This is a genomic window from Pseudomonas syringae, from assembly GCF_023278085.1.
In the GTDB taxonomy this organism is placed as follows: Bacteria; Pseudomonadota; Gammaproteobacteria; order Pseudomonadales; family Pseudomonadaceae; genus Aquipseudomonas; species Aquipseudomonas syringae_Q.
In genome coordinates this window covers 44,237-64,734 of record NZ_CP066265.1, presented here as the reverse complement: position 1 = coordinate 64,734, position 20,498 = coordinate 44,237, and the positions used below count along the sequence as shown (strand labels likewise).

Annotated in this window: 23 protein-coding genes; 9 read left to right on the top strand and 14 right to left on the bottom strand. The window is 59.6% G+C overall.

Translation table 11 applies throughout. From position 1 onward, the window contains the following. Both xerC and I9H07_RS00325 read left to right on the top strand, forming a co-directional pair. Entirely contained in the window at positions 1 to 900 is a 900-nt protein-coding gene (gene xerC, locus I9H07_RS00330; RefSeq protein ID WP_058390998.1) for a tyrosine recombinase XerC, read from the top strand. Continuing rightward, complete coding sequence (locus I9H07_RS00325; RefSeq protein ID WP_058390999.1) at positions 893 to 1,585, top strand: HAD family hydrolase; 693 nt, start codon at positions 893 to 895, stop codon at positions 1,583 to 1,585. Before xerC ends, I9H07_RS00325 begins: the two co-directional genes overlap by 8 nt. A gap of 80 nt (positions 1,586 to 1,665) precedes the next feature. Here the strand turns inward: I9H07_RS00325 and sutA are convergent, their stop codons facing one another. The 4 genes from sutA to glnK form a co-directional block, all read right to left on the bottom strand. Then, positions 1,666 to 1,995: a transcriptional regulator SutA gene (sutA, locus tag I9H07_RS00320; protein ID WP_024643544.1), complete on the bottom strand. Its 330-nt coding sequence runs from the start codon at positions 1,993 to 1,995 to the stop codon at positions 1,666 to 1,668. A gap of 97 nt (positions 1,996 to 2,092) precedes the next feature. Next, on the bottom strand, positions 2,093 to 2,518 hold the full coding sequence (locus I9H07_RS00315) for a secondary thiamine-phosphate synthase enzyme YjbQ (RefSeq protein ID WP_058391016.1): 426 nt from the start codon (positions 2,516 to 2,518) through the stop codon (positions 2,093 to 2,095). A 287-nt stretch (positions 2,519 to 2,805) separates the two neighbouring features. Next, complete coding sequence (locus I9H07_RS00310) at positions 2,806 to 4,143, bottom strand: ammonium transporter (RefSeq protein ID WP_236423335.1); 1,338 nt, start codon at positions 4,141 to 4,143, stop codon at positions 2,806 to 2,808. Between the two features lie 34 nt (positions 4,144 to 4,177). Continuing rightward, the gene (gene glnK / locus I9H07_RS00305) at positions 4,178 to 4,516 is read right to left on the bottom strand and encodes a P-II family nitrogen regulator (RefSeq protein WP_002555808.1); all 339 of its coding nucleotides are present in this window, start codon (positions 4,514 to 4,516) and stop codon (positions 4,178 to 4,180) included. A 419-nt stretch (positions 4,517 to 4,935) separates the two neighbouring features. Here glnK and I9H07_RS00300 point away from each other — a divergent pair, with 419 nt between their 5' ends. Further along, entirely contained in the window at positions 4,936 to 5,202 is a 267-nt protein-coding gene (locus tag I9H07_RS00300) for an accessory factor UbiK family protein (RefSeq protein ID WP_024672112.1), read from the top strand. 33 nt (positions 5,203 to 5,235) lie between these two features. On the opposite strand, the gene I9H07_RS00295 is transcribed toward I9H07_RS00300, so the two are convergent. From I9H07_RS00295 to I9H07_RS00280, 3 genes are all read right to left on the bottom strand, one after another. Continuing rightward, entirely contained in the window at positions 5,236 to 5,541 is a 306-nt protein-coding gene (locus I9H07_RS00295) for a HigA family addiction module antitoxin (protein WP_236423336.1), read from the bottom strand. Positions 5,542 to 5,550: 9 nt separating this feature from the next. After that, positions 5,551 to 5,769, bottom strand: a complete 219-nt coding sequence (locus I9H07_RS00290) for a type II toxin-antitoxin system RelE/ParE family toxin (protein ID WP_094188367.1) — start codon at positions 5,767 to 5,769, stop codon at positions 5,551 to 5,553. A 220-nt stretch (positions 5,770 to 5,989) separates the two neighbouring features. After that, positions 5,990 to 6,907 (bottom strand): AraC family transcriptional regulator, encoded by a 918-nt coding sequence (locus I9H07_RS00280; RefSeq protein WP_058391000.1) that lies wholly within the window; start codon positions 6,905 to 6,907, stop codon positions 5,990 to 5,992. Positions 6,908 to 7,132: 225 nt separating this feature from the next. Here I9H07_RS00280 and I9H07_RS00275 point away from each other — a divergent pair, with 225 nt between their 5' ends. The 5 genes from I9H07_RS00275 (at position 7,133) to I9H07_RS24865 (ending at position 11,499) form a co-directional block, all read left to right on the top strand. Next, positions 7,133 to 7,867, top strand: coding sequence for an SDR family oxidoreductase (locus tag I9H07_RS00275; protein ID WP_058391001.1), 735 nt, complete (start codon positions 7,133 to 7,135; stop codon positions 7,865 to 7,867). Positions 7,868 to 8,047: 180 nt separating this feature from the next. Next, on the top strand, positions 8,048 to 8,524 hold the full coding sequence (locus tag I9H07_RS00270) for an antitoxin Xre/MbcA/ParS toxin-binding domain-containing protein (protein WP_236423338.1): 477 nt from the start codon (positions 8,048 to 8,050) through the stop codon (positions 8,522 to 8,524). Then, positions 8,521 to 9,012: an RES family NAD+ phosphorylase gene (locus tag I9H07_RS00265; RefSeq protein ID WP_236423339.1), complete on the top strand. Its 492-nt coding sequence runs from the start codon at positions 8,521 to 8,523 to the stop codon at positions 9,010 to 9,012. Before I9H07_RS00270 ends, I9H07_RS00265 begins: the two co-directional genes overlap by 4 nt. Before the next feature lie 215 nt (positions 9,013 to 9,227). Continuing rightward, positions 9,228 to 10,721, top strand: a complete 1,494-nt coding sequence (locus I9H07_RS00260; protein ID WP_058391003.1) for a YifB family Mg chelatase-like AAA ATPase — start codon at positions 9,228 to 9,230, stop codon at positions 10,719 to 10,721. 130 nt (positions 10,722 to 10,851) lie between these two features. After that, positions 10,852 to 11,499, top strand: coding sequence for a type III effector (locus I9H07_RS24865; RefSeq protein ID WP_283107544.1), 648 nt, complete (start codon positions 10,852 to 10,854; stop codon positions 11,497 to 11,499). A gap of 123 nt (positions 11,500 to 11,622) precedes the next feature. Here I9H07_RS24865 and I9H07_RS00250 read toward each other — a convergent pair whose 3' ends face one another. Beyond that, positions 11,623 to 12,930, bottom strand: a complete 1,308-nt coding sequence (locus tag I9H07_RS00250; RefSeq protein WP_024674982.1) for a CitMHS family transporter — start codon at positions 12,928 to 12,930, stop codon at positions 11,623 to 11,625. A gap of 299 nt (positions 12,931 to 13,229) precedes the next feature. On the opposite strand from I9H07_RS00250, the gene I9H07_RS00245 reads away from it, so the two are divergent. Then, the gene (locus I9H07_RS00245; RefSeq protein ID WP_236423341.1) at positions 13,230 to 13,628 is read left to right on the top strand and encodes a GFA family protein; all 399 of its coding nucleotides are present in this window, start codon (positions 13,230 to 13,232) and stop codon (positions 13,626 to 13,628) included. A 99-nt stretch (positions 13,629 to 13,727) separates the two neighbouring features. Here the strand turns inward: I9H07_RS00245 and I9H07_RS00240 are convergent, their stop codons facing one another. The 6 genes from I9H07_RS00240 to exbB all read right to left on the bottom strand — a co-directional run bounded on the left by I9H07_RS00240 (position 13,728) and on the right by exbB (position 20,440). Continuing rightward, a complete protein-coding gene (locus I9H07_RS00240) occupies positions 13,728 to 15,125 on the bottom strand; it encodes an aminoacyl-tRNA deacylase and HDOD domain-containing protein (RefSeq protein WP_024674984.1) in 1,398 nt (465 codons plus the stop codon). Between the two features lie 86 nt (positions 15,126 to 15,211). Continuing rightward, complete coding sequence (gene recG / locus I9H07_RS00235; RefSeq protein WP_024674985.1) at positions 15,212 to 17,287, bottom strand: ATP-dependent DNA helicase RecG; 2,076 nt, start codon at positions 17,285 to 17,287, stop codon at positions 15,212 to 15,214. An 11-nt stretch (positions 17,288 to 17,298) separates the two neighbouring features. Next, positions 17,299 to 18,222, bottom strand: a complete 924-nt coding sequence (locus I9H07_RS00230; RefSeq protein ID WP_024643567.1) for a hydrogen peroxide-inducible genes activator — start codon at positions 18,220 to 18,222, stop codon at positions 17,299 to 17,301. Between the two features lie 92 nt (positions 18,223 to 18,314). Next, positions 18,315 to 19,064 carry an energy transducer TonB gene (locus tag I9H07_RS00225; protein ID WP_024674986.1) on the bottom strand — a complete coding sequence of 250 codons (750 nt, stop codon included), beginning with the start codon at positions 19,062 to 19,064 and terminating at the stop codon, positions 18,315 to 18,317. Then, complete coding sequence (gene exbD, locus I9H07_RS00220) at positions 19,061 to 19,486, bottom strand: TonB system transport protein ExbD (protein ID WP_007248288.1); 426 nt, start codon at positions 19,484 to 19,486, stop codon at positions 19,061 to 19,063. The genes I9H07_RS00225 and exbD overlap by 4 nt, the downstream gene beginning before the upstream one ends. 3 nt (positions 19,487 to 19,489) lie before the next feature. Beyond that, positions 19,490 to 20,440, bottom strand: a complete 951-nt coding sequence (gene exbB / locus I9H07_RS00215; RefSeq protein WP_236423342.1) for a tonB-system energizer ExbB — start codon at positions 20,438 to 20,440, stop codon at positions 19,490 to 19,492. Positions 20,441 to 20,498: the final 58 nt, after the last annotated feature.

Below are 20,498 nucleotides of genomic sequence, written 5' to 3'. Positions count from 1 at the left end.
ATGGAACAGCATCTGGACGCCTACTGCATGCACCTGCGCAGTGAGCGCCAGGTGTCGCCGCACACGCTTGAAGCCTACCGACGCGATCTGGGCAAGGTGCTCGCGTTCTGCCAGAAAACCGGGCTATCCCACTGGACCGCTCTGGATATCCAGCACCTGCGCAGCTTCACGGCTCGTCAACATCAGCAGGGCCAGTCCTCGCGCAGCCTGGCCCGCATGCTGTCGGCCGTGCGTGGTTTCTACAAATACCTGAACCGGGAAGGCATCTGCCAGCACGACCCCGCGAACGGTCTGGCGCCGCCCAAAGGCGAGCGACGCCTGCCCAAGACGCTGGACACCGACCGCGCTGCGCAACTGCTGGACGGCGGCGTCGAGGAAGACTTTCTGGCCCAGCGCGACCAGGCCATCCTGGAACTGCTTTACTCATCAGGGTTGCGGCTGTCCGAACTGACCGGCCTGAACCTTGATCAGTTAGACCTGCGCGCCGGGCTGGTGCAGGTGCTCGGCAAGGGCAGCAAGACTCGTGTTTTGCCGGTCGGCAGCAAGGCTCGCAAAGCGCTGGAGTCCTGGCTGCCCTTGCGCGCCCTGACCAACCCGCAAGACGATGCGGTGTTCGTCAGTCAGCACGGCAAACGGCTCGGCCCACGTGCAGTGCAGAACCGAGTGAAAGCCGCTGGCGAGCGCGAGCTTGGCCAGAACCTGCACCCGCACATGTTGCGTCACTCATTTGCCAGCCATTTGCTGGAATCATCGCAAGACCTGCGCGCCGTGCAGGAGCTGCTCGGTCACGCCGATATCAAGACCACGCAGATCTACACGCATCTGGACTTTCAGCACCTGGCTACTGTCTATGACAGTGCTCATCCACGAGCCAAACGGAAAGGATCTGCAGATGATTAAGCTGGTGACGTTCGACCTTGATGACACGCTCTGGGATACCGCGCCTGCGATTGTCGGTGCAGAAGCCTCGTTGCGTGACTGGCTGGCCGAGCACGCGCCAAAGCTCGGCCCCGTTACCGTCGAGCACCTGTGGGAGATCCGCTCACGCCTGGTGGCCGCTGATCCCTCCTTGAAGCACCGAATCAGCGCGTTGCGTCGGCGGGTGCTGTTTCATGCCCTTGAGGACGCCGGTTACGACTCAGACGAAGCGCAGGATCTGGCTGATCAGGCTTTTGAGGTGTTTCTGCAGGGTCGCCATAAGGTGCAGATCTTTCCTGATGTGCAGCCTACTCTGGAAATTCTCGCCAAAACCTTCACCCTGGGCGTCATCACCAACGGCAATGCAGATGTGCGACGGCTGGGCCTCGCGGATTACTTTGCCTTTGCCCTGTGCGCCGAAGACCTGGGCATTGGCAAACCAGACCCGGCACTGTTTCTGGAGGCACTCAGGCGCGGTAACGCAGACGCCAGCGTGGCGGTCCACGTCGGCGACCACCCCAGCGACGACATCGCAGGTGCGCAACAGGCTGGCATGCGCGCCATCTGGTACAACCCGCAAGGCAAAGCCTGGGATACCGACCGGTTACCGGACGCCGAGATTCACAACCTGTCGCAGTTGCCGGAAGTGCTCGCCCGCTGGGCTTGACCTCTGCGAGGGCGAAACGCGCCCAAGAAAAAGCCCGCAGCGACGGCGGGCTTCTCTTTTCTCACAAGGCAGTTACAACTTCAGATAGGACGGCTGCCATACTTGTTTTCAGGCTTCTTGGGCGGATCGGCGACCACATTGGCCTCCACTTCCTGCACCTTGCCGCCACGCGCCAGGAATTCTTCCATGGCACGCGCTAGCGCATCACGCTCTTTGTTCTTGGCTTCTACGCTGGGCAATTCTTCGACCGAAACTGCGGCCTTGGCCTTGCCTTTGGCGGGTGCCGCCGGAACGTCGGAGTCGTCTACTTCAACGGCGTCGTCTTCCGGGGAAGCAGCTGCAAGCTCTTCACCGTCATCCTCGCCTTCCAGGTCGTCTACCAGGTCGTCGTTAGTGTCGTCGTCGCTCATGTTCTACCTCATGACTTGCGAAAGCTGATTAGTTATAGCCCAACCACCCGGAATTACTAAGGCGGCCGGAAAATTCAACAACCGCTGACTCCAGCGGTTATATCCATTCACCCTGGAGGGTGGCAAGGACGTTACGAGATCCACCAGCGTCTCGATGTTCGCCTAGATAAATACCTTGCCAGGTGCCCAGCGCCAGACGGCCTTCCGTCACCGGCAGAACCAACTGACAGCCCAGCAAGCTGGCCTTGAAATGTGCTGGCAAGTCATCAGGGCCTTCGTCGTCATGTTCGTAGCCGTCCACGCCCTGGGGCACCAGACGGTTGAAAAAACGCTCGAAGTCACGACGCACCGCCGGGTCGGCATTTTCGTTGATGGTCAACGACGCCGAGGTATGTTGCAGCCACAAGTGTAGCAATCCAACCCGACAACTCCGCAACTGCGGCAGACCTGCCTGTATTTCGTCGGAAACCAGATGAAACCCTCGGGGTCTGGCCCGCAAGGCGATTCTGGACTGATGCCACATACCGTTCTCCGCACCTTCGGCGCGCATTCTAACTCGACTGAGAAAAAAGCAAAGCGCGCAATAAACCGGCTTCCCTGCAAGCTGACGAAGACGGTCGTGGCAATGCTCGTCGCTATTCTTCTAACGACGCCACACCACCGTCTGCAACCACGTCACCTGCGCTGCGTCAGGGACCGGGATCATTGACGCGGGCAAGATCAATGACAGCAAAAATACCGGGTTTATCCACAAACATCAGACAAAAAAAATACCCGGATACCGGGCATTTCTTTTTTGCGGGCTGCTTCTTACAAGTTGTAGCCACGCTCGTTGTGTTGCGCAAGGTCCAGACCGACCGACTCTTCCTCGTCGGTGACACGCAGACCCATCACTGCATCCAGCACCTTGAGGATGATGAAAGTCACGATAGCGGTGTACACGACGGTGAACGCAACGCCCTTGAACTGAATCCAGACTTGAGCGCCGATGTCAGTCACGGTGCCGAAGCCGCCCAGTGCCGGGGCTGCAAACACGCCGGTCAGGATCGCGCCGACGATGCCGCCGATACCGTGTACACCGAAGGCGTCCAGGGAATCGTCGTAGCCGAGCTTGCGTTTCAGGCTGGTGGCGCAGAAGAAGCAGATCACGCCTGCAGCCAGACCGATGATCAGAGAACCCATCGGGCCGACAGTACCGGCAGCCGGGGTGATGGCAACCAGACCGGCAACCACACCCGAAGCGATGCCCAGGGCACTTGGCTTACCGTGAGTCAGCCACTCGGCGAACATCCAGCCCAGCGCAGCAGCAGCCGTCGCGATCTGGGTGACCAGCATCGCCATACCGGCAGTGCCGTTGGCTGCAGCCGCAGAACCGGCGTTGAAACCAAACCAGCCAACCCAGAGCATTGCGGCGCCAATCAGGGTGTAACCCAGATTGTGCGGAGCCATAGGCGTGGTCGGGAAGCCTTTGCGCTTGCCCAGTACCAGACAGGCCACCAGACCGGCTACACCGGCGTTGATGTGCACCACGGTACCGCCAGCGAAGTCCAGAACGCCCCAGTCCCACATCAGACCACCAACGCCGCCCCAGACCATGTGGGCAATCGGCGCGTAGACCAGCGTGAACCAGATGGCCATGAAGATCAGCATCGCGGAGAACTTCATACGTTCTGCGAAAGCACCGACGATCAGGGCAGGCGTGATGATCGCAAAGGTCATCTGGAAGGTGACGAACACCGCCTCAGGGAACAATGCAGCAGGACCGGTAATGCTTGCCGGCGTGATACCCGCCAGGAACGCTTTACCCATACCGCCGAAGAAGGAATTGAAGTTGACGACGCCTGCTTCCATACCGGTTGTGTCGAACGCGATGCTGTAGCCGTAGACGACCCACAGAATGCTGATCAGACCGGTGATAGCGAAACACTGCATCATCACGGAAAGAATGTTTTTCGAGCGGACCATGCCGCCGTAGAACAGCGCGAGACCGGGAATGGTCATGAACAGGACCAGAGCGGTCGCCGTCAGCATCCATGCGGTGTCGCCAGAGTTCAGCACCGGCTCGGCCACTGGATCAGCCGCCAGGGCAAGACCAGGTAATGCGAGGGACAACAGGGCACCGAGCCCTGCGAATTGACGCAGAGTCATATTGTTTTCTCCTGGGGCGTTGGGGTTTGGCGGCTTAAATAGCGTCGGTATCGGTCTCGCCGGTACGGATGCGAATGGCCTGTTCCAGATTGACCACGAAAATCTTGCCGTCACCAATCTTGCCGGTGTTGGCGGCTTTGGTTATGGCCTCGATGACGCGATCCAGATCCTTGTCATCAATGGCAACGTCGATCTTCACCTTTGGAAGAAAGTCGACAACGTATTCAGCACCGCGATACAGCTCAGTGTGACCCTTCTGACGCCCGAAGCCTTTGACCTCGGTAACGGTGATGCCCTGCACGCCGATTTCAGACAACGACTCGCGCACGTCATCCAATTTGAACGGCTTGATGATGGCAGTGACTAGCTTCATGAAAACTTTCTCCCGAATTGGTGGACTTGCCCCAGGAAAACAAACCCGACTCAAGTCTAAGCGCAGTGTCTGGCTTTGTAACGTGTCGGCCGCCTGATCAGGCCAGACCAACCCCAGAAAACCGCTTGTGACGAAACACATCCCCGCTCCGCCTGCCGCACTGCATTCGTCACAGCGACTGCATCAGTGCATGGGTCATAAGCCACTAAGCAGAAAGCTTGCCAGCTCGTGAATATTCATTGAATACAGGCCCTTGGACGTATTAAAGCCTGCAAGACCCGATTCTTCGCTCAGGCAACGCACAAGCATGGTGCGCACATGCACTGGACAACGCTCCATAAGCGTGCATCTGACGCCTCCGGAAATGACTATAGACGCTGCGTGCTACACTGCTGCCCATCTGATTCAGGAAAATTATCATGCTCGCGCCTAAAGCTTTCCTCGACGCCCTCAGCGGCCACGCCTCCCGCCTGTTCAACGGCGAAACGCCTGTACCTCGCAGTGAGTTCGAAACCCAGTTCAAGGCGCTGCTGCAAAGCGGTTTCAGCAAACTGGACCTGGTCAGCCGTGAAGAATTCGACAGCCAGATGGCCGTGCTCGCCCGCACCCGCGCCCGCCTTGAGGCGCTGGAGGCCAAAATGGCCGAGCTGGAAGGGAAAGTTGGTGGGGCTGAAAAAGCTGAATAAGGTTCTTCTGGTTACGCTGACCGGTGAGCGTTATCAGGCGCAGCGGGCCAGACTCCTGACCTGCTCACGAATCTGCGCGCCCTTCTCGATCTCTGCCTTGCGCAGATCGTAGGCAAGCTGCAAGTTAAGCCAGAACTCGGGACTCGTCTCCAGGCATGCGGCCAGACGCAGCGCCACATCAGCACTTACTCCGCGGCGCTGGAGCACAATGTCATTCACCGTCGGCGTTGAAACACCTAATGCCCGAGCCAGCGCCGCAGCGGTCAGTCGCATGGGCTCCAGGTATTCCTCTCTAAGGACTTCACCTGGATGCACGGGGCGCATTCCGTTTTTGTTCATTGCTGCACCTTAATGGTAATCGATGATTTCAACGTTTTCGGGACCATTAACGCCCCAAATGAAGCAGATCCTGAATTGAGCGTTTATGCGGATGCTGTATTGGCCAAAGCGATCCCCATCAAGCATCGCAAGTTTGCGCTCGGCAACTGATTTTATCGAAGCCCATAACCGGGTTTTGCCGTGCTCGAAAAGGTCGCTCGTATGCACGCATCTAAAACTCACAATCACGATTAAAGCTTAACGTTATTCGTTAAAGCAGGATTTTATTCAACCCCCCCTCGAGCCCACAATGCGACCTTTCGGCAAATGCTGTGGGAATTAGCCGACTTCTGATGGCTCAGGCCAAGTCGAGTTCATCAACGCTGACAACCGCTCCTTCACGGGATGGATCAGCCAGGATCAATATGCGCGGCTGACTGCCCCCAGGCAGTGATGTGCTGCAATTGCATCAGATGATCCGGCGAACCCGGCTCACGTCGGTTGAAGGCGGGCAGCCAAACTGGCGACTGTACTCCCGGCTGAATTGCGAAGGGCTTTCATAGCCGACGCGATAGCAGGCGCTGGATACATCCAGACCCTCGTTGATCATCAGCCGTCGAGCCTCTTGCAGGCGCAGTTGTTTCTGATACTGCAACGGGCTCATGGCAGTCAGCGCCTTGAACCGGTGGTGCAAGGTTGAATTGCCCAGGTTGGCCACACGCGCCAGTTCATCGATACGCAGCGGCTCGGCGTAATGAGCGTTCAGCCAGTTGACCGCACGCGTAACACGGTGCGTCTGTGAATCCCCGACCGCAATTTCATAGAGCCGACGCCCGTTGTTGCCACGCAGCAGGCGATAGTAGAGTTCCCTGAGCGCCAAGGGCGCGAGCATGCCGATATCCCGAGGGGTGTCGAGCAGGCGCACCAGACGCAGAACCGTTTCAAGCAGCGGCTGGTCGATGTGATCAAGAAACAGACCGCGCTGCGGCTCATCCGGCACCCCGCTGAGCGGCGCATCGGCGATGAGCTGAGCAATGTGCACGGGGTCGAAATCCAGTCGAATACACAGATAAGGCGCGTCGGAACTCGCTTCAATCACCCGCCCGGAAACAGGTACGGTCACTGCGACCACAAGGTAGCTGAGCGAATCGTACACATACTGCTCATCGCCCAGCCCAAGCTCCTTGCGACCCTGAACGATCAAACACAGGGCTGGCCGATGAACAGCGTGAATCAGCTCGGACGGCGCGTCGCAGCGGATGACATGCAGCGGCGCAATCGCCGTTTCATACACACCGGCGGCGGTAAACCTGCGCGTTATCAGCCGAATGATCTCAGCGCGATAAACACTATTGCCCTGAAGGCTGGCAGCCACATTTGTATCCACGAAGCACTCCATCCGACCTGAGTTTTGCTGTACGCCCTTCCCTTGCCTCGGGCGCATCATAGCGGCCATTGGGCAGTCGCTCAGTGCCCGACCGACGATCAGACAGAAACAGGCAAGCTTCGCGCAGGTATCGGCAAGCGCGCGGCATGACCGACTCGTAGCATTACACCCTCACCCAGCTGGAGCATCACGCTGGAATTGAGCACTTTACGAGGGAATCCGCTCATGTCGAACATTCACGGCAAGGTTGTATTGATCACAGGTGCCAGCAGCGGCATCGGCGCAGCGGCCGCCAGACTCATCGCCGCCAAAGGCGCCCTCGTCGTGCTGGGTGCGCGCCGCATCGAGCGCCTGGAGGCACTGGCAGCAGACATCGAATCGCAAGGCGGCTCGGCACGTGTCAGGGCGCTGGATGTAACAGACGCAGCCGACGTGCAGGCATTCGCCGACTTCGCCAAACGTGAATTCGGCAAAATCGACGTCATCATCAACAACGCAGGCGTCATGCCCCTGTCGCCCCTCGCCGCGCTGAAAATCGCGGAGTGGAACCAGATGCTCGACGTCAACATTCGCGGCGTGCTGCACGGCATTGCCGCTGTGTTGCCGAGCATGGAAGCGCAGGGGCATGGCCAGGTCATCAACATCTCGTCCATTGGCGGCCTTTCCGTCTCCCCGACCGCTGCGGTGTACTGCGCCACCAAGTTTGCTGTCCGGGCGATATCCGATGGCCTGCGGCAGGAATCCGACAAAATCCGCGTGACCGTCGTCTGCCCCGGCGTGGTCGAGTCAGAACTGGCGGACTCGATTTCAGATGAGACAGCGCGGGAGGCGATGAAAGGGTTTCGGAGAGTTGCGTTGAGTCCGGATGCGATTGCGCGGGCGCTTGTGTATGCGATCGAGCAGCCTGACGGGGTGGATGTCAGTGAGATTGTCGTGCGGCCGACGGGGAGTCCTTACTGAGCTAATACGACAGGAAGAGACCGCTCTTCTCTATCTGGACAATATTCCATACAGATAACGAGTTCATGCCCTCTATCGACTCCTCCAGAATAAGGCGCTCTGCTACAGCGTATCAATGCTACGCGCCATCTGCGCCAAACGGCGCTATACTTGCGTCAAATGTCGCACCTGGAGGAACACATGATGGTTTCCACCACCACACCTGGCGTCAAGCCTGCACCGGCATCCCGCAGGCCAACGGAATACCTGCTCAGGGCTGAGGCCGGCCAGCTCAGTCAGGTAATGGTTTACAGGCTGACGGTCAAAGGTTTCGAACTGAAAGACGTACAGGACATGCTGTCGATCTCTGATCTTTATTCGACGAATAAAGTCATGAGCCGCATCGTGGGCAAGTCCATAAGGACGATCCAGCGTCAGGGCAGCAGCAAGCAGCCTGCACACCTCAACTCCCAACAGAGCGCCGTAGCGTTTCAGTATGCGAAGGTTCTGGAGCACGCCATCAATGTTTTCGGTACTCAGAAGCTTGCAGAAGAGTGGCTCGGGCGCCCCTGCAAATACCTGGACGGCGACGTGCCGCTGGACGTTATCGATAACCCCATCGGGTTTCAGGCCGTCGAAGACTACCTGGAGCGCATCGAATATGGGGTCTATCAGTGAATCCATTGCCCTGGACTGACTCGTGGCGCGCATGGCGCCTTGATCGCGAGGTCTACAAGGACAGTTGGGACAGCGGCATTGGTGCTCACAAACTGGGGGGGCGCTGGAACCCTCCGGGTCGATATGTTGTTTACGCCTCGGCTGATCCCTCGACTGCCATTCTGGAAGTAGCGGTGCACGCCGGCTTTGACGCGCTGGATACCGTGCCGCACGTACTCACCTGTTTTGAAGTACTTGATCAGAGCCTCATCAAGACGGTGCAGCCCGAGGACGTTCCCAATCCTGTCTGGCTGACGAGCGCATCTGCGTCACCGAACCAGCAGAAGTTTACAGACGCCCTTTTGGCCAGGCATCCATTTTTACTGATCCCGTCTGCTGTCACACGCCACTCCTGGAATTTGCTGATCAGCTGCGAGCTGGCCAAAGGCAAGTATCGTGTGATCCATCAGGAACGCTTTGGTTTGGATACGCGGCTTGTGAGGGTTTGAGTGCCCATCGGATGGGCCTTCCAATCGCCTCACAGCCGTCGCTCAATGCTGCGTGTTGACCAGGTATCCACGCAGTGAGACAGCAGGGACATATATTTGCGTTGCGCCTGCGGGCTGTTCGAATCTCAACTCACACCCTGTATCCATTCCCCACTCACCCTCACCCCCCAAATAAAGCACCATACCCGCCCATCGCTCATATCAAGGAATGATCCATGTCGCTGGCTATCGTCCATAGTCGTGCCCAGGTTGGAGTGGAAGCACCGGCGGTTACGGTTGAAGCACATTTGACCAATGGCCTGCCAGCCCTGACGCTGGTCGGTTTGCCGGAAGGCGCGGTCAAGGAGAGCAAGGACCGGGTGCGCAGTGCGATTCTCAATTCCGGGCTGGATTTTCCGGCGCGGCGTATCACGCTTAATCTTGCGCCAGCTGATTTGCCCAAGGATGGTGGTCGTTTCGATCTGGCCATTGCATTGGGTTTGCTGGCGGCCAGCGGGCAGATCCCGTTGGTTGCGTTGCAGGATGTCGAGTGCCTGGGCGAGCTGGCGCTGTCTGGGGCACTTCGGCCTATTCAGGGGGTGCTGCCTGCTGCCCTGGCGGCGCGTGCAGCGGAGCGGACGTTGATCATTCCGGCAGTGAATGCCGAGGAGGCCTGTCTGGCGTCCGGGCTGCGGGTGATCGCGGTGAGTCACCTGCTGGAGCTGGTCGGGCATTTCAACGGGCGCACGGTGATTGCGCCTTATCAGTCCAGCGGTCTGCTGCACCAGCCCAAACCGTATCCGGATTTAAGCGAGGTGCAGGGCCAGACCGCTGCGAAGCGCGCGCTGGTGATTGCCGCTGCCGGGGCGCATAACCTGTTGTTCAGCGGGCCACCCGGCACCGGCAAGACGCTGCTCGCCAGCCGCCTGCCGGGTTTGTTGCCGCCGCTGGATGAGCACGAAGCGCTGGAGGTGGCGGCGATTCAGTCGGTCGCCAGTCAGATACCGTTGACCAGTTGGCCGCAGCGGCCGTTTCGGCAGCCGCATCACTCGGCTTCGGGGCCTGCATTGGTGGGCGGCGGCAGTCGTCCGCAACCTGGCGAGATCACACTGGCGCATCACGGCGTTCTATTCCTTGATGAGCTGCCGGAGTTTGATCGCCGTGTGCTGGAGGTGCTGCGCGAGCCACTGGAGTCAGGGCATATCGTGATTTCCCGTGCGCGGGATCGTGTGCGCTTTCCAGCGCGGTTTCAGTTGGTGGCGGCGATGAACCCGTGCCCCTGTGGATATCTCGGCGAACCGACCGGGCGCTGCCGTTGTTCCACCGAGCAGGTGCAGCGTTATCGCAACAAGCTGTCCGGCCCGTTGCTGGACCGCATTGACCTGCACCTGACCGTCGCCCGCGAAGCCACCGCCCTCAACCCCGACCCGACTACCAGCGAAAACACCGCAAGTGCCGCGGCGGTGGTGGCTCAGGCACGCGAGCGTCAGCAACGTCGACAAGGCTGCGCAAATGCCTTTCTCGATCTACCGGGGCTGCGTGAATACTGCGCGCTGTCGAGCGTCGACGAAAGCTGGCTGGAAACGGCGTGCGAGCGTCTGACCCTGTCGCTGCGTTCAGCGCATCGGCTGTTGAAAGTAGCGCGAACCCTGGCAGATCTTGAGCAGGTGGACGCGATCAATCGCAGCCACCTGGCCGAGGCGTTGCAGTATCGACCTTCCACCAACTGACGCGCCCAAACGCAAAAACTCGCCGTCAACGATCAAGCCGGCGGCGAGCCCGTTTCGCTATGGGCATACGTTTTATGGGAACTCCTTATCGCGGATCGCCACTCAGCAGGCCGTAAAGGGAGATTACCCAATGAATATAACGCCGCTCACATCAACCACCAGCAAGGGATTGGCCGTTCAAGACGCAAGCAAAATTGCCATTCCCAACTCCACGCGCATGATCAATGCAAGCTCGATGAGATGGTTAAACAAGGGGCGTTGCGCCATCGGTAACCACATCAGCACCAGTATCGAGAAAGGGAAACTGTTCGAGTTGACCTCCTTGGGGGACAACATGTTCGGTGTCCCGGCCATTTCAGAACGCAACTCGACTCACCATCCCGTTTTGAGGTTTGAGCCCGACCCTGATCACGACTTGAACCTTGTCCGGGCTTATATGCAGGACAGCGCTGGCAAGCTCAGTCCTTGGGAGCCGTTACCTGACGCAGTCACCACGCCTCCGCCTCAATCGCTCCCAGACGCGCAAGCCCATTCTGCGTCGTCTTCATTACCCAGGCGGCCACCCGCAGACTCTGGGCTGAGTTCGTCACGCGTCGCGTTGAATCAAGCGCAACGCGCCGAAGCTTTTCTCAAGACAACATTAGCTTTGCGAGCCCGGAACGCTGCGCGTAAACAGCTCATGGACGTGCGCGATGCCATCCAGTCTGGCCGTGAAGACTCCTTCAACAAGAAGATCAGCGCCACCGAAAAGAACGCCAAGGGCATTAATTACGTGTGATCGAGCGCCGGCAACACAGGCTGCTGAAAGTGGCTCGGCCGTCGAGCAATTGAATACCCCAAACGCAAAAACTCGCCGTCAACGATCAAGTCAACGGCGAGCTTTGGGGGTAGCTAAAGAAGCTTACATGCTGCTATAGAACGGGAAGATCCCCATCAGCAGCGCGGCAACCAGGATGCACATGCACACCAAAATTGCCCATTTCAGGGTAAAGCGCTGGTGGTCACCAAACTCGATACCGGCCAGAGCAACCAGCAGGTAAGTCGATGGCACCAGTGGGCTGAGCAAGTGGACCGGCTGACCGACAATCGAGGCGCGGGCCATTTCCACCGGGCTGATGCCGTAGTGGGCAGCGGCTTCGGACAACACTGGCAGTACGCCATAGTAAAACGCGTCGTTGGACATGAAGAAGGTGAACGGCATACTGACCAGCGCGGTGATGACCGCGAGGTAAGGGCCCAGCGCATCCGGGATAACCGCCAACAGGCTTTTCGACATCGCGTCGACCATGCCCGTGCCGGACAGGATACCGGTGAAGATACCGGCAGCGAAGATCAGACCGACCACCGCCAACACGCTACCGGCGTGAGCCGAGACGCGGTCCTTTTGATCCTGCAGGTTAGGGTAGTTGATGATCATCGCGATGCTGAACGCGATCATGAACAGGACCGGCAGCGGCAGCAGGCCCATGATCAGGGTGACCATCAGCGCCAGCGTCAAAGCGGCGTTGAACCAGATCAGTTTCGGACGACGGGCATCCGGGAACTGCGAAACGCTGATTTCGCTATGGTCGACTTCGTCGCCCTGCAGGTGCAGTTCACCCAGACGAGCGCGCTCGCGTTTGCCGTAGAAGTAGGCAATCGCCAGGATCGCGATCACACCGGCGAGCATGGCCGGGATCATGGGTACGAAGATGTCCGATGCATCGACATGCAGCGCGCTGGCCGCACGAGCGGTCGGGCCGCCCCATGGCGTCATGTTCATCACGCCACCGGCCAGAATGATCAGACCGGCCATGATGCGCGGGCTCATGCCGACGCGGCTGTACAGCGGCAGCATGGCGGCAACGCAGATCATGTAAGTGGTTGCGCCGTCACCGTCGAGGGACACCACCAACGCCAGTACCGCAGTACCGACCGAGATGCGCATCGGGTCGCCTTTGACCATTTTCAGGATCTTGCGCACAGCCGGATCGAACAGACCGGAGTCGATCATCAGCGCAAAGTACAGAATGGCGAACATCAGCATCACACCGGTCGGCGCGAGCTTGGTGATACCTGCGAGCATCATCGGGCCGATCTGCGACGCGAAGCCACCGAACAGGGCGAAGATGATCGGAACCAGAATCAGGGCGATCAGCGCAGTCAGGCGCTTGCTCATGATCAGGTACATGAACGCAATAACCATGGCGAAGCCAAGGAAAGTCAGCATGGGAATACTCCAGACGTAATACGGCTACAGAACGTTGAAATGAACGATTCAGCTCAGTAGGAGCGGTACGTGGAGTGGTGGCGCAAGGGGGGTACGGATCGAGAAATCAGCAAGCATCGGAATCACCATTATTGTTGTTAATTGGGCCTGAAACACCTTGGAGTCCGTTCCTGGCTAACCGGTCTTTGTGCCGGAAGTGAGCTGATGCTAATGGCCTAAGCTTTCACCGACCTTTCAATCGGTGGTTATGGGTTTTTTATTGTCACAGGAGTAATAGCGCACAACAGGGAGACGCGCCGATGAGCCAGAGCCATTCAGGTGGCTGCCATTGCGGCAGCCTTCGCTATCAGTTCGACGCCCCGTTGCGGGACATTGCGCACTGTCACTGCTCCATCTGCCGACGCACCTCGGGCGCAACCGTGATGACCTGGATAAGCGTGCCACTCAACTCTTTCCAGTGGCTGACAGGCAGCCCGTCCACGTACGATTCCGCCTCGACCTGCGTCCGCTATTTCTGTGGCAACTGCGGAGCCCACCTGGCGCTGTTCACTCGCAACAGCCCGAACGAAATAGACGTCACCATCGCAACGCTCGACCAACCCGAACGGGCAACGCCATCTCGCCACATATGGATAGAGAACAGATTGCCATGGCTGCATCTGGATGAGGATCTGCCGGGAGATGAGGGCGAGCCTTAGTGAGCCGGGCGACGCTTCGCCTGTTCACAAACAGGCCTGTGCGAGCAAAGCAAGTCACTGCCAGGCTCGCTCCTGCGTGGCAAGTTTGTCAGGTGTCGATCACTGACTGAACTGCGACGCCAGTTCGCGCAGCAGTACTTCGGCCTCCAGCACTTTCCTGACCGATTCATTGGCTTTTTCACGGGTCAGGCCCAGGCGCTCGAAGAGCTCGTCAGGAATCTCCTGCTGAGGCCCCGCCCCTACGCCATTGGCCCGCAACAGGCGCACAGCCAGGAAAACCAGATTGGCGTAAGCGTAATGCTCGCCCGCGTAGTCGGGATCGTGCTGGAAGCGCAGCGCGGTAGCGAGTTCGTCGGGCATGTCCCAGTAGCGCATCAGCCAGGCACCGATCTGCTCGCGGCTGATGCCCAGCAGGTGGTGCTCGATGTAGCTGTGATGCAGGTGCGGGTTGACCTCCAGCTGGCGACAGATCAACGAGAAGTGTGGCGGAAACACATGGGCCAGCAACAAATAACCGAAGTTGTGCAGCAAGCCGGCGAGGTAGGTCAGGCCGCCTTCCGGGCGCTTGGCACGCGGGATGGCACGGGTCAGGCCTTCGATGACTGCCGCAGTGTAGATCGACTGCTGCCAGTAGGGCGTGGTCTGTTGCGGTTGATCCTTGGGCAGACTCAGGGTCTTGCCCAGCGCCAGACCCAGCGCCAGATTGATCACCAGGTCGAAGCCCAGCACCCGAACGATCGCATCTTCGACCGAACGAATCTTGCCGGTCGACGCGTAATAAGGCGACGCCGCCCAACTGACAACCTGTGCCGCCAGCGCCGGGTCGGTTTCCACCACGCCGGTGATGTCGTCGATGGTTGCATCGGGATCAACCCGAAGCTTGATGATTTTCTGGGCGGTGCCCGCCAGCGGTGGAATTTCCAGGGTCGCTTCCAGACGTTGCTGGATACGACGCGCCGTGAAGGCATGCATGGCCTGAGTGATTTCTGCGCGATCGTCGTGAGGCCGGTCCAGATTGGGGTGAATCCCTGCAATGGATTGACCGAAATGTGCGGCGCTGGCCTTGCTCAGCATGGACTTGAAATCATCACTGCTGATTTCCAGCCACAGACCCGGCTCACCCGAACCGACCAGCAGCAATGGCTCCTGCAACAAGCGTTCGTCATAGAGGCACGGCGAACTGGTCAGGGCAGGGAGACCCGGCAACATTTGCAGGTTGTGCTTGGTCAGCATGCGCGCCAGTCGCTCGTGCGGCACGGCGGTCAGCTGGCGCCCGGTCAGTTCGGTGATGCGGCTGAGGTCGAGCAACTGGCTTTGCGGAAACAGAATCAGCAGGGCGCCGACAGCGTCCTCGACCAGTACGGCCTGGACCTTGCGAGCGGGTTGCAGGTCTTTGTCGTCCAGGACTTCGTGATAGCTGATCGCCAACTTTTCAAGCAACTGCCGGATAACAGGCGGTGCGTGGTGCGGATCATTGACGTGCGCAACTTCTGTCATGGTCTTTGTCCAAATTCCTACATTTTTTGAAGTATAACCACGTTATTCGCTTTGGGTCTCACGCGGTTTCCAAAGCGTAGCCTGCATCACACCTGGCCATACTGCTGGCCATGACGCAGCCATCGATCCAGCAATGGGCTGACGTGTTGCGGCCAACGCTCAAGCAGGGCCTGAGCTGCGTCGCGCACGGCCGGCAGCAGGTCCGCGTCGCGCATCAGGTCAGCGACCTTGAATTGCAGCAGGCCCGTTTGTCGCGTGCCCAGCATTTCGCCCGGTCCGCGCAACTCCAGATCCTTCTCGGCGATGATAAAACCGTCATTGGTTTCGCGCATGATGCCCAGCCGCTGCCTTCCGATCTGGGAAAGTGGCGGGTGATAAAGCAGCACGCAATGACTGACCGCACTGCCGCGCCCTACACGACCGCGTAACTGGTGCAGTTGCGCCAGCCCGAGGCGTTCCGGGTTTTCAATGATCATCAGGCTTGAATTCGGCACGTCGACGCCGACCTCGATCACCGTAGTCGCCACCAGCAACTGCAGCGCGCCCTGCTTGAATTCAGCCATGATCGCGGCTTTTTCTGCGGGCTTCATGCGCCCGTGAATCAGCCCGACGCGCACTTCGCCCAGGGCGCTGCTCAGTTCTTCATACGTGGTTTCAGCGGCCTTGCAGGTCAGTTCTTCGGACTCTTCAATCAGCGTACAGACCCAGTACGCCTGACGACCCTCGGCGCAGGCGGCACGCACGCGCTCGACGACCTCCAGACGGCGGCTGTCGGCGACCAGCACGGTATTGACTGGCGTCCGTCCGGGCGGCAGTTCATCGAGGATCGAGGTGTCCAGGTCAGCATAGGCACTCATGGCCAGCGTGCGCGGGATCGGCGTGGCGGTCATGATCAACTGGTGTGGGCACATCAGGCCGCCGACGCCCTTTTTGCGCAGCGCCAGACGCTGCTGAACACCGAAACGGTGCTGCTCGTCGATGATCACCAGGGCCAGGTTCTTGAACTGCACTTCGTCCTGAAACAGCGCATGAGTGCCCACCACCATCGGTGTGCCAGTAGCTATCTGCTCCAGCGACGTCACGCGCGCCTTGCCCTTCAGCTTGCCCGCCAGCCAGGCCACACCGACGCCCAACGGCTCAAGCCAGCGCTGGAAGTTGATGTAATGCTGCTCGGCCAGAATCTCGGTAGGCGCCATCAGTGCCACCTGATAACCGGCTTCCAGCGCCTGCAAGGCAGCCAGCGCAGCGACTACCGTCTTGCCCGAGCCCACGTCGCCCTGAATCAGGCGCAGCATCGGCTCTGGCTGGCTGAGGTCATAGGCCACTTCCTTGCCGACTCGTTGCTGAGCACCTGTAGGCGCAAACCCAAGGTTGGCAAGAAATTGCTTCGGCAGCTTTTTCGCCACAGGCAGTGCCGGAGCGCGCTGTGAGCGCAGGCTTTCACGCAGGCGTTGTTGAGAAAGCTGATGGGTCAGGAGCTCTTCGAACGCAAGACGATGCTGTGCCCAGTGGTGTCCCAACGCCAGTTCGTCGACGTCAGCATCGGCGGGCGGATGATGCAGGTAGCGGATCGCATCATCCAGCGGTGCCAATTGATAATCGCGGGCCAGCTCTTCAGGCAGCCAGTCCGGCAGGCTTTTAGGGCCGAGCATTGCCAGGCTTTGCTGGCATAACTGGCGCAAGCGCTGCTGAGTCAGGCCTTCGGTGGTGGGATAGATCGGCGTGAGCGTCTGCTCGACAGGCGCAGGCTCATCACCGGTAATCGCCCGGTATTCCGGGTGGTAGATTTCCAGGCCGGAAGCGCCGGGCCGAGCTTCACCGAAGCAGCGCAGGTGCGTGCCACGCTTCATGCTCTCTTTCTGGGCATTACTGAAGTGATAAAAACGCAGACTGACCACGCCCGTACCGTCACCAAGGCGCACCAGCAGGCTGCGCCGCTTGCCCATCACCACATCGGCGCCGCTGACGACACCTTCGATCACCGCATCCTGACCGGGACGCAACGCACCGATGGGCACGATGCGGGTCCGGTCCTGATAACGCAACGGCAGATGGAACAGCACGTCCTGCAGGTTTTCCAGACCGACCCTGGCCAGCTTTTCTGCCATCGCCTCACCGACGCCCTTGAGCGCGGTGACCGAGACTCTGGAAAGCTCGCTCATTGTTTTTCTGCCTAGCTCGCTTCTGTTTTCGGACGAGCCACTGAGCACAGACGTGCGGAGTCAGCGAGAATCTCGATGGCTTTGGGCCGTGGGAAACTTGCGCGCCACGCGATGGCGACCGTGCGAAACGGCACGGGCGGCGTCAATGGGCGTACTTCGATCACGCCGGGAGCGTAATGATGGCTGTCGACCGCCGACAGCGGCAGGATCGAAATACCCAATCCCGATGCGACCATGTGGCGGATGGTTTCCAGCGAGCTGGACTCGACCGTCGTGTGCTTCGCGCCTTCGTTGCCCTTGCCCAGCGTCGGGCAGGCTTCCAGAACCTGATCACGGAAGCAGTGGCCTTCACCCAGCAACAGCAGGCTCTTGTCATTGAGCGCCGCAGCATCGATGGTCTCTTTCTGAGTCCAGGGATGGCCGGCCGGCATCAACACCGAGAATGGCTCGTCGTAGAGCGGCAGGGTCAGCACGTCCGCTTCGTTGAACGGCAAGGCAATGATCACGGCATCCAGCTCGCCGTTACGCAGTTTGTCGCGCAGGACGTGAGTGAAGTTTTCTTCGATGTACAACGGCATCTGCGGGGCAACCCGGTGCAGTTGCGGGATCAGGTGCGGAAACAGATAAGGGCCAACGGTGTAGATTGCACCGACTTTCAGCGGCGCGGTCAGTTGATTCTTGCCTGCCTGGGCCAGTTCGCGAATGCCCTGAGCCTGCTCCAGCACCTTCTGTGCCTGGGCCACAATTCCTTCGCCCACCGGGGTAAGACGCACAGCACTCTTGCTGCGCTCGAAAATCAGCACACCGAGTTCGTCTTCCAGTTTCTTGACACCCACCGACAGCGTTGGCTGGCTGACGTGGCAGCGCTCGGCAGCGTGGCCAAAGTGTTGCTCTTGGGCGAGCGTAACGATATAGCGCAATTCTGTAAGGGTCATAACGGGCGTCCATGAAGTTGCGGGCCCAGCATAGCGGGTGCAATCGATAGACGCACGTTATCAGAAGCACTCATGCGTAACAAAAGTGCGATTCAGCGTTTATCCAGCGAATAAACGAACGGTGCGAGGATTTCAATGGTGCCGTTGTTGAGAATTTCCTTGGGTGGCTTGGGCAGCGGCTGAGCGCGACGGATCATTTCCATGGTCGCTCGATCCAGCGCCGGGCTGCCTGAAGTATTGGCGATCGAGTAAGACAGCACGTTGCCATCAGCGTCCACCACGAAGCGCAGGCGAGCCACACCTTGCATGCCACGACGGCGTGCGTCCTCAGGGTATTTTTTGTACTTGCCGAGATGGCTCAGCAAATCGCCCTGCCAGTTTGGCAATGCGTTGCTGGGCGGCGAAGGCGCAGCAGCAGGCGGCGTCGGGGCAGCCGACTTCTCTGGTTTGGCCGGCGTCGGCGGAGTATCGACCGGCTTCTCTGCAGCAGGCTTTTCCTGAGGCGGCTCAGGCTTTTTCTGCGGCTTGGGCGGCTGCGGCTTCGGTTTGGGCTTTTCGACTTTTTTGGGCACCACGATTTCCGGCTTCGGCGCCTCGGCGACCTCCGGCATCGGTGTCTGCTCTTCCGGTGCGGGCGGCTGTGGTGGCTGAACAACCTGGGGAGGTGGCGGCGGTGCAAGCTCTGGCACTGGTGCGAGTTCGACCATCATGGCAGCCGGTGGCAGCTCGATCGCCTGAGAGGCGGGCCACCGAAGGGCAACAATGATCGCAATCGCGTGCACGGCCAGCACCAACAACAGACTACCGCTATAGCGCGTCAGTTTTTGGCGCGTACTGATCATTTCTTACCAGCCGTCTCAAGACCCACCAGACCGACCTTCAGGTAACCCGCACCCCGAAGCGTGTTCATGACTTCCATCAGATCGCCGTAATCCACACCCTTGTCGGCCTGGAAGAAGATCGTGGTGTCCTTCTTGCCCTTGGTGCGGGCATCCAGGATCTGACCGATCTGCTCGCGCGCCACCTTCTCGTCGCCCAGGTACAGGCTCTTGTCCGTCTTGACGCTGAGGAAGACCGGTTTTTCAGGTCTGGGTTGCGGCTTGGCCGTGGAGGCTGGCAGGTCGACCTTGATGTCCACGGTCGCCAGCGGGGCCGCCACCATGAATATGATCAACAGCACCAGCATGACGTCGATGAACGGCGTCACGTTGATTTCGTGGTTCTCGGCGAGATCGTCGCCGCCTTCGTTAAGATGCAGGCCCACGTGTTAGCCCACCTTGACCATGTGCGGTTGTTGTTGATTGCGTTCGGTCGGCTCGGGCAGGTGATCCAGATCGCGGCTGACCAACAGCAGAACGTGCGCAGAGGCATCGGAAACCTGAGCCTTGTAACCGGCGATGGAGCGGGCGAACACGTTGTAGATGACCACCGCCGGAATCGCGGCAACCAGACCGAGCGCGGTTGCCAACAGCGCTTCGGCAATGCCGGGCGCAACCACGGCAAGGTTGGTGGTCTGGGTCTTGGCGATGCCGATGAAGCTGTTCATGATGCCCCACACTGTGCCGAACAGGCCGACGAAAGGTGCGGTCGAACCAATGGTCGCCAGCACGCCGGTGCCCATGCTCATGTTACGGCCGCAGGCAGCCACCAGACGCTCAAGGCGGAAGCTGACACGCTCTTTGATACCCTCACGCTCACGGCTGTTGGCCGAGAGGCGCATCTCTTCGAGGGCATCGTGCACCAGCAGGTGGGCAAGGGTGCCTTCCTTGCTGGCGGTGGCGCTCGCTTCGTTGAGGGAGCGGGCTTTCTTCAGGTTGACGATCTCGCCACGCAAGCGGCGCTTGGCACCCAGCAGCTCGAAGCCTTTGGAGATCCAGATGGTCCACGTGATGATCGAAGCAATGGCGAGGCCGATCATGACCGCTTTGACGACCACGTCAGCGTTCTGGTACATGCCCCATGGCGACAGATCGTGCGCCATGCCCAGGCTGTTGTCTTCGGCGACCGGCTCAAGCGTCTGCGCAGGAACGGCGTCAGGTGCAGCGACACCGGTTGCAGCTGGTGCAGCCGCTGCCGGAGCAGTGGCAGGCGCAGACGTAGGTGCCGATTGATCCGCAAGCGCCATCGGCGCGAGCATCAGGCTCAAGACTAGGGCCGCGATACCGCGCCATGCGCGGGGCAGTCTGGTTGGCGAAGCGATTGATTGATTGCGTGTCATGCTGGCCGGACCTGAGAGAGAAATAGGGAGGGTTCCTGTACGTCGCGTAGTGCTTTCG